This is a genomic window from Labrys sp. Lb11 (assembly GCF_057554225.1).
Genome location: NZ_BAAJOT010000001.1, coordinates 1,022,909 through 1,036,109, shown reverse-complemented (window position 1 = coordinate 1,036,109; position 13,201 = coordinate 1,022,909). Strand labels below are relative to the sequence as shown.

The window sequence follows — 13,201 nt, the reverse complement described above, 5'->3', positions numbered from 1 at the left end:
GGCCGCCTGAGCGATGCGCTCTTGCCGGCAACAGACATGGAGGCGTCATCGGGCGGCCGACGCCTCGTGGGTCCCTGCCCCCGGGGTGATGCTCGATCGGATGCGGACCGCACGATTCCGCTTGGGCACTTGGTCACAATGTCAGAAACTCTCCAGCCTCTGCACTCCGACGGTCTTGGATTGGAGAACGCCAGATCGATGAATTGCGTCGGCTGCGGTTTCGTCATTCAGGCAGAGTTCGCGTTTTGCCCGAAATGCGGCGCGCGCCAGCCCGCTCGCTGCGTCGGCTGCGGCTATGCCTGCCCGCCCGACTTCGCGTTTTGTCCAAAGTGCGGGCAGAAACAGGTTCCGTCGCCCCAACCGATCGAAGCGTTGCCAGTTGCGCCGCCCCCTTCTCCTGCCGCTTCTGCAGAGCCGCTCCGACCCGTTCGGGCTGCGCCACGCCCCGCCATGCCGGTCCTCGCGGGCGAGGTCGACCGGCGCACCGTCACAATCCTGTTCGCGGACCTCAGCGGTTTTACAACCCTCTCCGAACAGCTCGACCCTGAGGTCACGCGTGCGCTGCAGAACGAGCTGTTCGGAGAGCTGACTGCAGCTGTGCTCGAGTTCGGCGGCTTCGTCGAGAAATTCGTCGGCGACGCCCTGCTCGCCCTGTTCGGCGCACCGCACGCCCATGAGGACGACCCCGAGCGGGCACTCAGGGCGGCGCTGGCCATGCTCGAACGGACGGCAGGCCTCGATGCCCGCTGGCGCGGGCGCGCCGGCCTGCCGCTCATGCTCCACCTCGGCGTCAATACGGGGTGGGTGGTGGCCGGCGGCATCGGTGAGGGCAGTGCGAATGCCTATGCCGTCACCGGCGACACGGTGAACACAGCTCAGCGCCTGCAGTCCCTCGCGCGAGCCGGCGAGGTGCTTGTCGGCCCGACGACCTACCGCCTCGCCCGTCATGCCTTCGGCTTTGAGTCGATGGGCGAGGTCGCGCTCAAGGGCAAGAGCGGCCGACATCCGGTGTACCGCTTGATCGGTCCGCTCGACGCCCCGCGCGAAGCCCGCGGGCTCGAGGCGCTCGGCCTGAGCGCGCCCCTTATCGGTCGCGACACCGAACTCAGCCGCATCCTCGATTGCCTGGAACGGGCGGTCGCGGGCGAGGCCCATGTCGTGCGCCTGATCGGCGATGCCGGCATCGGCAAGTCGCGCCTGGTGCGCGAACTCCTGGCGCGGGTCGAGGACGATGAGCGGTTCGGCTCGGTGGTCGTGCGGCGCACGGCCTGCTCGCCGCTCGGCGAACGGCACTTCGGCGCGCTCGATGCGATCCTGCGTAGCGCCTACGGGATCGCGCCGAAGGATGGCGCGGCGGCGACGCGCGAAAAACTGGCGGCGGGAATCGCCGAGCTCGGGCTGTCGCCGTCTGAGGGCGCCGAGCTCATGCCCTCCCTCGACCATGTCATCGGGCTCGGTGCGATCGAGGCCGGGCAGAGCCAGATCGAGCCCGAGCAGCTCAAGCGCCAGATCCACTTCGCCGTACGCACGCTCTTCGAGCGGCGACTGGCGCACGCGCCGGTTCTTCTCGTGGTTGAAGACCTGCATTGGGCAGATGCGGCTTCGCTCGAGGTGCTTCGCCTGCTCGCCGATCGCCTCGACCGCAGCCGGCTGATGATGGTGCTGACCCATAGGCCGGCGTTCGATGCCGGTGCCCTCACCACCAGCCGCACCAGCCACGTCGCAATCCGGCTCCCGCCCCTGCCCACTTCATCAAGCCATGCGTTGATCGGAGCTCTGTTCGCGGGTTCCCCTCTCGCGCAGGAGCTGCGCGGGCGGATCGTCGAGCGCGCCGGCGGCAATCCGCTTTTTCTCGAGGAGATCGTCCGCAGTCTGATCGAGAACAGCGCGCTGGCGCGAGAGGGCTCGGGCTGGCGCACGCTCGCCAGCGACGGCGCGGCCGAAATTCCCCTCAACATCCAGGGCATCTTGCTCGCCAGGCTCGACCGGCTGCCGCGCGGGGCGCGCACGCTCGCCCAGGAGGCCGCCGTCGTCGGCCCGCGCTTCGATGCCGCGCTTCTTAGCGCGATTGCGAGCGACCCGGCACAGGTGCGCAGCCAGCTCGAGCTCCTGCTCGATGCCGAGCTGATCGACGAGGAGCCGGGCTCGGGGTTCGACGGGCGGTTCCGCTTTACCCAATCCCTGTTCCAGGACGTCGTCTATCAGAACCTCCTGGTGCAGCGCCGCATGGAGCTGCACGGCCGCATCGGGCGTGCGCTCGAAGCGCGTTTGCCGGCCGGTGTCGAGCGGCTCGAGGACCTGATCGCCCTCGGCCACCATTTCTGCCTGAGCGAGGAGAAGGCAAAGGGCGCACGCTTCCTGAGTCTTGCCGGCGATCGGGCCGGTGCGGCCTACGCCAATGACGACGCCATCCGCCACTACCAACGGGCCCTCGCGGCCCTGCGTGAGGCCGACGAGCAGGAGCCCGAGCAGCTTGTGCTCTGCGAGCGCATCGCCGATTTGTGCCGTCCGATCGGCCGACGCGAGACCGCGCACGACCACTACAACGTGGCGTTGCGCGCCTATCGGGACTCCGGCGATCACGCTGCAGCGGCGCGTATCATGCGCAAGGTCGGTGGCCTCTTGTGGGACGGCGGCCGGCGCGATCAGGCCGAGGCGCGCTACAGCGAGGCGCTCGTCATGCTTGAGGACATCGATGCGCCGATCGAGCGCGCGCATCTGTCACAAGCACGCGGCCGCCTCGCCTTTCGCATGGGCGACCATGCGGGGGCTGTGAAATGGGCAGCCGAGGCGATCGGCTATGCAGAGGCCTCTTCAACCGGCTTGGGTCGCGAGCTCGGGGTCGAAGCCGCACGGGCGGTCGCCGACGCGCTCAACACGAAGGGTGTCGCCCTCGCCCGTCTCGGGCACGCCGTCGAGGCGGTAGGCGAGGTCGAGCGCAGCGTGGCCGTGGCCGAGGCGGCCGGCCTGCAAAGCGTGGTGTGCCGCGCCTATACCAATCTCGGCGTGCTCTATGCGTTGGTCGATCCGGGGCGCGCCATCGCGGTCTGCCGCAGCGGCCTCGAGGTCGCGACACGCATCGGCGATCTCGGCTTCCAGGCAAGGCTCTACACCAATCTCGCGGTCGCGTGCTGCATGTTCACCGCGCGCTGCAACGACGAGGGTGTACCCGCCGCCGAAAAGGCGATCGAGATCGACCGCGCCCTCGACCAGCGCGAGCACCTCGCGGTGCCGCTGACCGTGCTCGCCCAGATCCACCAGTGCCACAACGCACCCGACCTCGCGCTCCGCTATTACCACGAGGCGCTCGAGGTGGCGCGCGAGAGCGGCGAGCCTCAGCTCCTGTTCCCCTGCTATGATGGGCTGGCGACGCTCTACCTCGGCCGCGACGACATGAAAGAAGCCGAGCGCTATTTCGGCTTGGCACAAGAGCTTTGCGACCGACACGAGATCGACCCTGGCGCACTCGTCGTACTGCCGTTTCTTGATTAGGAGAGGGAGACTATCGTCATGTCCATGTCTCAGCCCGATCGGACGCTCCAACCGGGCGACGCCGTGCCCAATGTCGTGCTCGACACGATCACCCGACAGGGCAAGGTGGCAATCGACGACTATCGTGGCCGCACGCCGGTGTTCATCGGCATCTTTCGCGGGCTCCATTGCCCCTATTGCCGGCGCCATATCGCCGCGATGGCGCAGCTCCAGCCGGCGCTGCGCGAGAGGGGCATCGACCTGCTGACCGTGGTCAACACGCCGATCGAGCGCGCGCGCCTCTATTTCCGCTATCACCCGATGCCGGATCTGCTGGCCGCGGCCGACCCCGAACGTGCGTCGCACCGCGCCTTCGGCCTGCCCAACCTCGAATTCACGCAAGACGAAAGCGACTGGCCGCGCAAGATTTCAATGAGCCAGATGATGTCGATGAAGATCAATGTGACCGGCGAGTTGCCCGAGCCGCTCGATCCAATGGCGGCGATCGCGGCCCTCAACAAGATGGACGCCTACGATGTGACCGATGCCGACCAGCAGATGCAAGCGACCGGCATGGGCCAGCTCATCGGCCAGTTCCTGCTCGACCGCGACGGAATCATACGATGGTCCTTTACCGAGGTGGCGGATGGCGGCAAGTACCTGTTCGGCGCGCCGACGCCACAGGACCTGATGTCGGCGGCCTCGCGCGTCGCGAGCTGATGGCAGACGCTACGGCCACGGCCCGGCGACGATGAGGACGCCGGACGCCCGTGGCGCAGGAGACGAAGGCGCGCCTCCTCAAGGACGACGCGCCACTATCAGCCGGCTCCGAATCCCTCGAGCACGATCTTTCCCCTGGCGCGGCCGCTCTCGAGCAGCGCGTGGGCGCGCTTCAGGTTGGCGGCGGTGATCGGGCCGAAATGCTCGCCGAAGGTGGTGCGCAGCGTCCCGGCGTCGACGAGCCGCGCCACCTCGGCGAGGAGGGCGCCCTGCGCCGCGATGTCGGCCGTCTCGAACATCGACCGAGTGAACATGAACTCCCAGTGCACCGAGACGCTCTTGCGCTTGAACGGGTTGATGTCGAGCACCTCCGGGTCGTCGATCACGGCGAGGCGCCCCTGCGGCGCGATCAGCCCGGCGATCTCGGCAAGGTGCTGGCCGGTGCCGGTGGTCGAGAACACGAAGGCTGGCGCGCCGAGGCCGAGCGCCGCGATCCCGGCGCCGAGCGGCCGGCCATGATCGACGACGTGATGCGCGCCGAGGTCGCGCACCCAGGCCTGCGTCTGCGGGCGTGAGGCGGTGGCGATCACCGTGAGATCCGTCAGTTGCCGGGCGAGCTGGACGGCGATCGACCCGACGCCGCCGGCACCACCGACGATGAGAATGGCGGGTGCGACGCCCGGCACCGGGCGCCCGACGTCGAGCCGGTCGAACAGCGCCTCCCAGGCCGTGATGGCGGTGAGCGGCAGGGCCGCCGCTTCGGCCCAGCCGAGCGAGGCCGGCTTGCGGCCGACGATGCGCTCGTCGACGAGATGGAACTCGGCATTGGTGCCCGGCCGCCCGAGCGCACCGGCATAGAACACCGCGTCGCCCGGCTTGAACAGCGTCGCATCCGGCCCGACCGCGGCGACGATGCCGGCGGCGTCCCAGCCGAGCACCCGCCAGGAGCCGGGATCGGGCGTGGTGCGAACCCGCATCTTGGTGTCGACCGGGTTCACCGACACCGCCTTGACCTCGACCAGAAGGTCGCGCCCCGCGACCTCGGGCTTCGGCAGCTCGATGTCGACGAGGGCGGCGGGATGATCGATCGGACCCGGGGTCTGGAAACCGACGGCGCGCATGGACGTCCTCCTGTGCTGATGGAGGGACAGATGACGCGTACATTGCCCGACCGCAAGAACGCACATAAACTGTCCATAGTGTCGAAAAGGATACCGTGATGCCGCGCATCCGCCACAAGCGACTGGATTGCAGCCCGGGCTGCGCCGTCGAGGGTGCCTTGAGCCTGATCGACGGCAAGTGGAAGGGCGTCGTGCTCTATCACCTGTTCGAAGGCACGCTGCGCTTCAACGAAATCCGCCGCCGCCTGCCCAGCGTCACCCAGCGCATGCTGACCAACCAGCTGCGGGAGCTGGAGCGGGACGGGCTGATCCTGCGCGAGGTCTATCCGCAGGTGCCACCAAAGGTCGAATACAGCCTCTCGCCCCGCGGCCGGAGCCTGGAGCCGGTCATCGCGGCCCTGAAGGCCTGGGGCGACGCGAACATCGACCTCTCGCCGGCCGCGGCCGACCGCCGCGCCGCCTGACCGCCATTCGGTGGCCGGCACCAGGCGCCGTCACCATCTCGAGGAGCCAGCCCCATCACACGATCGCCCATTGCAGATGAGGAGAAGAGCGATGCAGACCGACACCGTCATTCTGCGCATCTGGACCAGCCGGATCCGGACCGATGAGCAGACCGAATATGCCCGCTACATCCTGCAGACGGGCGGGGACGGCTATGCCCGGACGCCCGGCAATCTGGGCTTCCAGATCCTCATGCGCGACCGCGGCGACGGAACGACGGACGTCACGACGCTGAGCTGGTGGACATCGATGGACGCCATCCGAGCCTTTGCCGGGGACGAGCCGGAGCTTGCCCGCTACTATCCCGAGGACGATCGCTTCCTGGTCGAACGCACCACCCATGTCGAGCATCACCGCGTGCTCGCCGGCGCGGCCGTGCCCGCCATTGCCTTCGCCTGAGCCGGGCAGCACAGGTCGATCGCGCCATCGAAGGCCGCCGGTCGGTGGGCAAGGTCGCGCCGGTGCCCTGAGAGAGTCCGTCATGCCGGCGACGGCAGAGATCTGCAACGCGCCCTGCCTGACATTATTCAAGGTTGCATTCCAACCGCAGTACATCATGCCATACGGAATTCGAACGGGCCGGTTGCTCGATTTCAACTTGAATTCCACCGAATTTTTCATGGCCTCTTAAGAGGAAGGATTCCAACATCGTGGCCGGGCTTCCATGATCCGGTCGGCCGCTGGGGCGGCCGCACCGGATTCCCATGCCCTAAAGCGTTTTGCGATTTGACGGAATTGCGTCAAATCGTAAAGGCGCGTCGAAACAAGGAGTTAGAGCAAAGTGTGTTTCACCAAAACGCGCTTTGCTGTAGCGGCGACAGGTTTTCCCGGAAACACGTGACGATGCGTCTCATCCTTGCCATGCTCGCCTTCCTCGGCCTTGCGAGCATGACCACTCCCGGCGCAGCGCAGGCGCCGACCGCCGATCTTGCCGGCATCATGGCCCGCGGCGAACTGCGCATCGCCCTGCCCGCCTTCGATTCCGTACCCTTCTACTATGTCCGCGACGGCGAGCTCGAAGGCTCCGACATCGACATGGCTCGCGACATCGCCGCCAGGATCGGCGTCAAGGCGGTGTTCACGCGCTCCGGCGACAGCTTCGACGACGTCGTGGACACGATCGCCGCGGGGGGAGCCGATGTCGCCATCTGCAAGCTCAGCCGCACGCTCGACCGGGCGCGCATCGTCACCTATACGCGGCCCTATCTCGTGCTCAAGCATGCGCTCGCCCTCAACCGGGTCGGCTTCGCCGAGCTGGCGCGCGGCCGGGACCCGGCCACGGTGCTGCGCGACTACACCGGCAATCTCGGCGTGATCCACGGCTCGTCCTTCGCCCGGTTCGCGCGAGCCAACTTCCCGAAGGCCGACATCATCGAGTTCCCGTCCTGGGACAAGGTGCTCGCCGCGCTGAACGAGGGTCAGATTGTCGCCGCCTATCGCGACGAGCTCGAGATCAAGAAGATCCTGATCAACGACCCGGCCGCTTCGCTGACGCTGCGCACCGTCACCCTGCTCGACCTGGAGGACACGCTCGGCATCGCCGTGCCGGCCGGCTCCGTCCAGTTGGCCGCCTTCCTCGACATGTACATCGCCAACGAGGTGAAGAGCACCTCCGTCGATCCCATTCTCGCCCGCTATGAGCGCATGGTGAAGAAGGGTCCAGACGCCAGGCAGCTGGCAACGCAGATGACGGCCCCCTGACCATGCTTCCTCCGATCCTGCGCTTCATGCGTTCGCCCGTCGCCGTGGTCGTCGCCATCGCCGCGGGCGTCGGCGTCGGGCTCTCCGCTCCCCAATTCGCCCTGGCGATGGGGCCGCTGAGCAAGCTCTACATCGACCTCCTGAAGATGGTGGTGCTGCCCTTCATCGTCTCCTCCATCATCTTCAGCCTGCGCTCGCTCATCCGCGACCCCAAGGCGAGCACCTATGTCGCCAAGGTGGCCGGCGCCGTGGTCGGCATCTCGATCGCGGCGGCCCTCATCGGCGTCACCCTGACCCTGCTGTTCCAGCCCGGCACCGTCCGAGACCCGGCGACCTCGGCCGCCTTCGGCCACGTCATCAACAACGGCGGCGGCATCGCCACCGAGCTGCAGATGACGCTGCGCGAGCCGGAACACAAGACCGTGGAGCCGGGCATGGTCGACATGCTGCTCGGCTTCGTGCCGGACAACGTGTTCAAGGCCCTGTCCGAGGGCGACACGATCAAGGTCCTGGTGTTCGCGCTGCTGTTCGGCTTCGCGGTCGGGCGCGTGCCGCAGGGCGTCTCCGAACCCTTCGCCCAGGCGCTCGACACGATCTACCGCACCTGCCTGATCCTGACGCACTGGTTCAACCTGATGCTGCCGCTGGCGACCTTCGCCATGATCGCCCAGCAGACGGCCTCGATCGGCGTCCAGGCCCTGGGCCTGATGATCGGCTTCCTTGTCGTGCTCGGCCTGTCGACGCTCCTCCTCGCCGTGGCCGCCTTCACGGTGATCTCGGCCAAGGCCCGCCAATCGCCCTGGCGGGTGCTGAGCGCGCATCGGGACGTGCTGGTGATGGCGATCGCCACCCGCAGCAGCGTCAGTTGCGTGCCGCTGCTGATCGAGACGCTGGTCGGCCGGCTCGGCTTCGGCCGCGCCGTGGTCGAATTGCTGGTGCCGCTGCAGACGGCACTGCTGCGGGTCGGGCCGGTGCTGATGTTCACGATCGCGCCGATCTTCATCGCCCAGCTCTACGGCAAGGCGCTGTCGCCCGCCGATATCGTCCTGGTCGGCCTGATCGCCCTGCTTCTCGGCCCGACCACGGCCGGCATGAGCGGCGTCACCACCATTGCCCAGATCGGCATCATCTGCGGCTATCTCGGCCTGCCGTTCGATGCGGCCTTCGTGCTGTTCGTCGCAGTCGACACCGCCACCGATACGCTCAGGACATTGGCGGTGGTGATCACCGTCAGCGGCTCGACGGCCGCGATCGCCCCGCCCCAGGGCGAGACCACGCAAGCGGGAGACGACGTGCTTCCGGCCGCGGCCGAGCCGGCATGACCCGGCGCGGCCCCAAGCTGCGACTCGGCATCCTCGGCGGGCTGGGACCGCTGGCCTCGGTCGACTTCTTTGCCAAGCTGACCGAGCTCACCCAGGCCTCGCGCGACCGCGAGCACCTGCCGCTCGTCCTGGTCAGCGCACCGGAGATTCCCGACCGCAGCGCCGCCATCCTCGGCCTGGGCGCCAGCCCGCTCGCCGAGCTGGAAGACGCGGTCCGGCTGCTCGACGGGCTCGGCGTCGAGTGCATCGTCATCACCTGCAACACCGCCTATCATTGGTACGACGCGCTGGCGGGTATCAGCCGCGCCCGCCTGCTGCACATCGCCGACGGCGTGATCCGCGCCCTGTCCGGCCGACTGGCGCCGGGCGCCCGCGTCGCAGTGCTCGGCACGCGCGGGACGCACGCCTCGGGCTACTACCAGCGGCGCCTGTCGGCCGCGGGCTTCGATCCCGGGCCGCCGCCGGGCTCGGCGCTGCAGGCCGGCATCGACGGCGTCATCGCCGCTGTGAAGGGCGGGCGGATCGGGGAAGCCGCCGTCGGGTTGGAGGACGCCCTCGACACGCTCTCGGCCGATGGCTGCGACGCCGTCGTCTTTGCCTGCACGGAGCTGCCGGTCGCGCATGCCGCCCGCACGCGGGAAGCGGCATCGCTCCTGCCGGTCGATGCGACACTGGAGCTGGCGCGCGAGGCCCTGACCGTCCTCGGCCATCCCGTCCGGGCGACCGCAGGCGCCGCATAGCGCGGCGCCGCGGCGATCGTGCCCCGGACGATTGCAGGTTGCGGCATTCGCTGTCCGCGGCCCTGAAACTGACGAAGCCGGCCAGTTGGCCGCTGCTGCCGCGCGACGACGGCGCCTCCCTGCTTTGAGGTGAGTGCCTCGGTTCGGGATCGACGCCCTATCGCATCGTCGCCTCCCCCGCCGACACCGGCTACAGATGCACCTGCCCGAGCCGCAAGTTCCCGTGCAAGCACGTGCTGGCGCTGCGCTACCCTGCTCGCCGCCGACACGCCGGCCGGCTGCTGGCACGAGGGCTCGGCATGGCGGTGGAATTCGGCGACCTCGCCGGCCTGCGGCAGGCCATGCAGCTGGGCACGGCGCGGCGGCCCCTCACCCCGCCGCCGGTCCCTCAGGCGCCGCGACATCGCCCTGGTCCGGGGGGTGGATGCGGAGGGATAGCAGCATCTCGGCGATCGGTGGGGAGCTCGCAAACCTGCCGCGCCCGGGGCTTCACCCCAAACGGGACATTGACCGGACGCGCCCGGAAAGGTCTGATCCCAGCCGTTTCCTCGCCGTCAACCTCCGGATCCCGCCCGTGTCGCGCACCCTCACCACCAAACCGAAACAGGACGGCTTTCGCGCTCCCGGCGAGTTCGAGCCCAAGGCGGGCTGCTGGCTGATCTGGCCCGAGCGTCCCGACACCTGGCGCCTCGGGGCGAAGCCGGCTCAGTCCCTGTTCGTCGCGGTGGCGACGGCGATTGCGCGGAGCGAGCCGGTCACCGTCGCCGTGTCCCGCCGCCAATGGCAGAACGCGCGTGCCCGGCTGCCGGGCCAGGTGCGGGTGGTGGAGATGTCGACCAACGATTCCTGGCTGCGCGACAGCGGACCCAACTTCGTCCTCAACGACCTGGGCGAGGTGCGGGGCGTCGACTGGACGTTCAACGCCTATGGCGGCTTCGACGGCGGCCTCTACAGCCCCTGGGACCTCGACGACCTGGTTGCGCGCAAGCTGCTCGAGATCGAGGGACTGGACCGCTACCGCTCGCCGCTGATCGCCGAGGGCGGCGGACTGCAATGCGACGGCCAGGGCACGCTGATCACCACCGAGCAGTGCCTGCTCAACCGCAACCGCAACGGCCATCTCGGCAAGGCCGAGGTCGAGCACCAGCTCGGCGACTATCTCGGCGTCGACGGCATCATCTGGCTGCCGCGCGGCTTCGCCTTCGACGAGACGGACGGCCACGTCGACGACCTCTGCCGCTTCGTCAAGCCCGGCGTAGTGGTGCTGAGCTGGACAGACGACCGCGACGACCCGCAATACGACATCGTCCGGGAGGCCGAGGAGGTCCTGCGTTCGGCCCGCGACGCCCGCGGGCGGGCGCTGGAGGTGCATCGGCTGCCTCACCCCCTGCCGATCGAGATGACGGCGGAGGAAAGCGAGACGATCGACAGGGTGGATTCGACCTGGGCGCGCCCGGCCGGAAACCGCATCGCGGCGAGCTACATCAACTATTATCCCGGCAACAGCGTCGTGGTGGTGCCGGAGTTCGGCTCGCCCCTCGATTCCGCCGCCAGGCAGACGCTCGCCGGTCTCTTTCCCGATCACGAGATCGTCGGCATCGAGAACTCGCGCGAGATCCTTCTGGGCGGCGGCAACGTCGCCTGCATCACCCTTCCGGTCTATGCGCCGCAGCGGCGCTCCTGAGACCAGCCCGGCGTCAGAAAGGACGTTCCACATGCGCACAGTGACCGTCGCGGCCACCCAGATGGCCTGCAGCTGGGACGAGGCTGCCAACCTGGACCAGGCCGAGGCGCTGGTCCGCGAGGCCAGGGCCGCCGGGGCCGGCCTCGTCCTGCTGCAGGAGTTGTTCGCTACGCCCTATTTCTGCCAGGATCAGGTGCACGCGTTCTTCGCCCTGGCCCGGCCGTTTCAGGACAATCCGCTGATCGCGCGGTTCTCGCGGCTGGCCGCCGAGCTCGGCGTCGTCCTGCCCGTCAGCTATTTCGAGCAGGCCGGGCAGGTCTACTTCAACAGCCTCGCCGTGATCGACGCCGACGGCAGCGTGCTCGGCAACTACCGCAAGAGCCATATCCCCGACGGCCCGGGCTACACCGAGAAGTTCTATTTCTCCCCGGGCGATACCGGCTTCAAGGTCTGGAAGACCCGCGTCGGAACGATCGGCGTCGGCATCTGCTGGGACCAGTGGTTTCCGGAATCTGCGCGCAGCATGGCGCTGCAGGGCGCCGAGATCCTGCTCTACCCCACCGCGATCGGCTCGGAGCCTCAGGACCCGAGTCTCGATTCCCGCGATCACTGGCAGCGGGTGATGCAGGGCCACGCCGGCGCCAACGTCATGCCTCTGCTCGCCTCGAACCGTGTCGGCATCGAGGACGGCCGGGCGGGAACCAGCATCACCTTCTACGGCTCCTCCTTCATCGCCGACCAGACCGGCGCCAAGCTGGCGGAAGCCGACCGCGCCACGCCGGGCATCGTCACCGCGACCTTCGATCTCGACGCCATCGCCCATCAGCGACGGTCCTGGGGCCTGTTCCGCGACCGCCGGCCGGACCTCTACGGCGCGCTGCAGAGGCTGGGCAACCGGGACTGAGCGAAGGCGCGGGTGGCGTTCGCCAGCAGACCCGGGGTTGACAATCGCCCAGCGCGTGTGGCCCTTGCCTCCGATGGGCTATGATCGATCCTGGCTTGAGGCCGAGTTCCGCATTGGAGCACTGCCGGATTTGCTCTTCTTCTGGGGTCATCGCCCGTCTGCAGACGGGCGGATCACGAATTCTTGCCTGAGCCAATGGTGGCCTGCCCCATTCGTGGTCGACGAGGTCGAATATCCCACCGCCGAGCATTGGATGATGGCGCAGAAGGCAAGGGCCTTCGGAGACGTGGAAACGGCCGAGCAGATCCTCGCGGCAGCGAGTCCCAAGCAGGCGAAGGAACTCGGTCGGAAAGTGCGCGGCTTCGACTCGGCAGCATGGGACGACTGCAAACGGCGCATCGTGACGGAAGGCAGCGTCCACAAGTTCGGGCAAAATCCGGCCCTGCGCGCATTCCTGCTGTCGACCCGGGATCAAGTCCTCGTCGAGGCGAGCCCGCTTGACCGTGTCTGGGGTATCGGCTTGGCCGCGGACGATGAGCGAGCTGCCGACCCGTTGCAATGGCAGGGCGATAACCTGTTGGGTTTTGTCCTCATGGAAGCACGAGACCGTCTGCGGACTTGAAGCCCGACCAGGCAGGTTTGGCAGCCCCGCCCCTACTCCTCCGGCTCCGTGGTGAACAGCAGCGGATAGCCCTGGCTGCGGCCGGCATCCGTCGCACGGGTCGCCTTGGTCTCGGCGATGTCCTTGGCGAAGACACCGACGACGCAGACGCCACGCCGGTGGGCGGTGAGCATGACGCGCTGGGCCTGGCCCTCGTCCATGCGGAATTCCCCCTTCAGGACCACGACCACGAACTCGCGCGGCGTGTAGTCGTCGTTGAGAAGGATCACCTTGTGGAGGCGCGGCCGCGCCAGCTTGGGCAGAACTTTCGCGCGGGGCTGAACGATGATGTCGGTCATGGGCAAGCCCCTTCCCGGTATCGGCTCAATCCGCCATCATCCCGTGCGTCGATGGCGATTTGACGACGGAGGGC

General features: G+C 68.2%; 13 protein-coding genes. 11 read left to right on the top strand and 2 right to left on the bottom strand.

Going from position 1 to position 13,201, the window contains the following annotated elements; all coding sequences use genetic code 11:
- Window positions 1-198: 198 nt before the first annotated feature.
- Both AC27L4_RS04835 and AC27L4_RS04830 read left to right on the top strand, forming a co-directional pair.
- Window positions 199-3,492, top strand: a complete 3,294-nt coding sequence (locus AC27L4_RS04835; protein ID WP_487140828.1) for an ATP-binding protein — start codon at window positions 199-201, stop codon at window positions 3,490-3,492.
- Window positions 3,493-3,510: 18 nt separating this feature from the next.
- Window positions 3,511-4,191: a peroxiredoxin-like family protein gene (locus AC27L4_RS04830; RefSeq protein WP_487140827.1), complete on the top strand. Its 681-nt coding sequence runs from the start codon at window positions 3,511-3,513 to the stop codon at window positions 4,189-4,191.
- 98 nt (window positions 4,192-4,289) lie between these two features.
- On the opposite strand, the gene AC27L4_RS04825 is transcribed toward AC27L4_RS04830, so the two are convergent.
- Window positions 4,290-5,312 carry a zinc-binding alcohol dehydrogenase family protein gene (locus AC27L4_RS04825; RefSeq protein WP_487140826.1) on the bottom strand — a complete coding sequence of 341 codons (1,023 nt, stop codon included), beginning with the start codon at window positions 5,310-5,312 and terminating at the stop codon, window positions 4,290-4,292.
- Window positions 5,313-5,410: 98 nt separating this feature from the next.
- Here AC27L4_RS04825 and AC27L4_RS04820 point away from each other — a divergent pair, with 98 nt between their 5' ends.
- From AC27L4_RS04820 to ybiA, 9 genes are all read left to right on the top strand, one after another.
- Window positions 5,411-5,776 (top strand): winged helix-turn-helix transcriptional regulator, encoded by a 366-nt coding sequence (locus AC27L4_RS04820; protein WP_487140825.1) that lies wholly within the window; start codon window positions 5,411-5,413, stop codon window positions 5,774-5,776.
- Between the two features lie 91 nt (window positions 5,777-5,867).
- Window positions 5,868-6,215 (top strand): antibiotic biosynthesis monooxygenase family protein, encoded by a 348-nt coding sequence (locus AC27L4_RS04815; protein WP_487140824.1) that lies wholly within the window; start codon window positions 5,868-5,870, stop codon window positions 6,213-6,215.
- Window positions 6,216-6,659: 444 nt separating this feature from the next.
- A complete protein-coding gene (locus AC27L4_RS04810) occupies window positions 6,660-7,517 on the top strand; it encodes a substrate-binding periplasmic protein (protein ID WP_487140822.1) in 858 nt (285 codons plus the stop codon).
- A gap of 2 nt (window positions 7,518-7,519) precedes the next feature.
- Window positions 7,520-8,839: a dicarboxylate/amino acid:cation symporter gene (locus tag AC27L4_RS04805; RefSeq protein ID WP_487140821.1), complete on the top strand. Its 1,320-nt coding sequence runs from the start codon at window positions 7,520-7,522 to the stop codon at window positions 8,837-8,839.
- A complete protein-coding gene (locus AC27L4_RS04800) occupies window positions 8,836-9,579 on the top strand; it encodes an aspartate/glutamate racemase family protein (RefSeq protein ID WP_487140819.1) in 744 nt (247 codons plus the stop codon). The genes AC27L4_RS04805 and AC27L4_RS04800 overlap by 4 nt, the downstream gene beginning before the upstream one ends.
- 164 nt (window positions 9,580-9,743) lie before the next feature.
- A complete protein-coding gene (locus AC27L4_RS04795) occupies window positions 9,744-10,238 on the top strand; it encodes an SWIM zinc finger family protein (protein WP_487140979.1) in 495 nt (164 codons plus the stop codon).
- Entirely contained in the window at window positions 10,154-11,263 is a 1,110-nt protein-coding gene (gene aguA, locus AC27L4_RS04790; protein WP_487140818.1) for an agmatine deiminase, read from the top strand. The genes AC27L4_RS04795 and aguA overlap by 85 nt, the downstream gene beginning before the upstream one ends.
- Window positions 11,264-11,294: 31 nt before the next feature.
- Window positions 11,295-12,167: an N-carbamoylputrescine amidase gene (gene aguB / locus AC27L4_RS04785; protein WP_487140816.1), complete on the top strand. Its 873-nt coding sequence runs from the start codon at window positions 11,295-11,297 to the stop codon at window positions 12,165-12,167.
- A gap of 37 nt (window positions 12,168-12,204) precedes the next feature.
- Window positions 12,205-12,789: a riboflavin biosynthesis intermediates N-glycosidase gene (gene ybiA / locus AC27L4_RS04780; protein ID WP_487140815.1), complete on the top strand. Its 585-nt coding sequence runs from the start codon at window positions 12,205-12,207 to the stop codon at window positions 12,787-12,789.
- Window positions 12,790-12,821: 32 nt separating this feature from the next.
- Here ybiA and clpS read toward each other — a convergent pair whose 3' ends face one another.
- Complete coding sequence (gene clpS, locus AC27L4_RS04775) at window positions 12,822-13,127, bottom strand: ATP-dependent Clp protease adapter ClpS (protein ID WP_487140814.1); 306 nt, start codon at window positions 13,125-13,127, stop codon at window positions 12,822-12,824.
- Between the last annotated feature and the right edge of the window lie 74 nt (window positions 13,128-13,201).

Bases quoted from the DNA above. Each gene is read 5' to 3' on its own strand.
- AC27L4_RS04820 (WP_487140825.1), top strand. From the start codon at position 5,411: ATGCCGCGCATCCGCCACAAGCGACTGGATTGCAGCCCGGGCTGCGCC.
- AC27L4_RS04825 (WP_487140826.1), bottom strand. From the start codon at position 5,312: ATGCGCGCCGTCGGTTTCCAGACCCCGGGTCCGATCGATCATCCCGCC.
- AC27L4_RS04800 (WP_487140819.1), top strand. From the start codon at position 8,836: ATGACCCGGCGCGGCCCCAAGCTGCGACTCGGCATCCTCGGCGGGCTG.
- clpS (WP_487140814.1), bottom strand. From the start codon at position 13,127: ATGACCGACATCATCGTTCAGCCCCGCGCGAAAGTTCTGCCCAAGCTG.
- AC27L4_RS04805 (WP_487140821.1), top strand. From the start codon at position 7,520: ATGCTTCCTCCGATCCTGCGCTTCATGCGTTCGCCCGTCGCCGTGGTC.
- AC27L4_RS04810 (WP_487140822.1), top strand. From the start codon at position 6,660: ATGCGTCTCATCCTTGCCATGCTCGCCTTCCTCGGCCTTGCGAGCATG.
- AC27L4_RS04815 (WP_487140824.1), top strand. From the start codon at position 5,868: ATGCAGACCGACACCGTCATTCTGCGCATCTGGACCAGCCGGATCCGG.
- AC27L4_RS04835 (WP_487140828.1), top strand. From the start codon at position 199: ATGAATTGCGTCGGCTGCGGTTTCGTCATTCAGGCAGAGTTCGCGTTT.
- AC27L4_RS04830 (WP_487140827.1), top strand. From the start codon at position 3,511: ATGTCCATGTCTCAGCCCGATCGGACGCTCCAACCGGGCGACGCCGTG.
- aguB (WP_487140816.1), top strand. From the start codon at position 11,295: ATGCGCACAGTGACCGTCGCGGCCACCCAGATGGCCTGCAGCTGGGAC.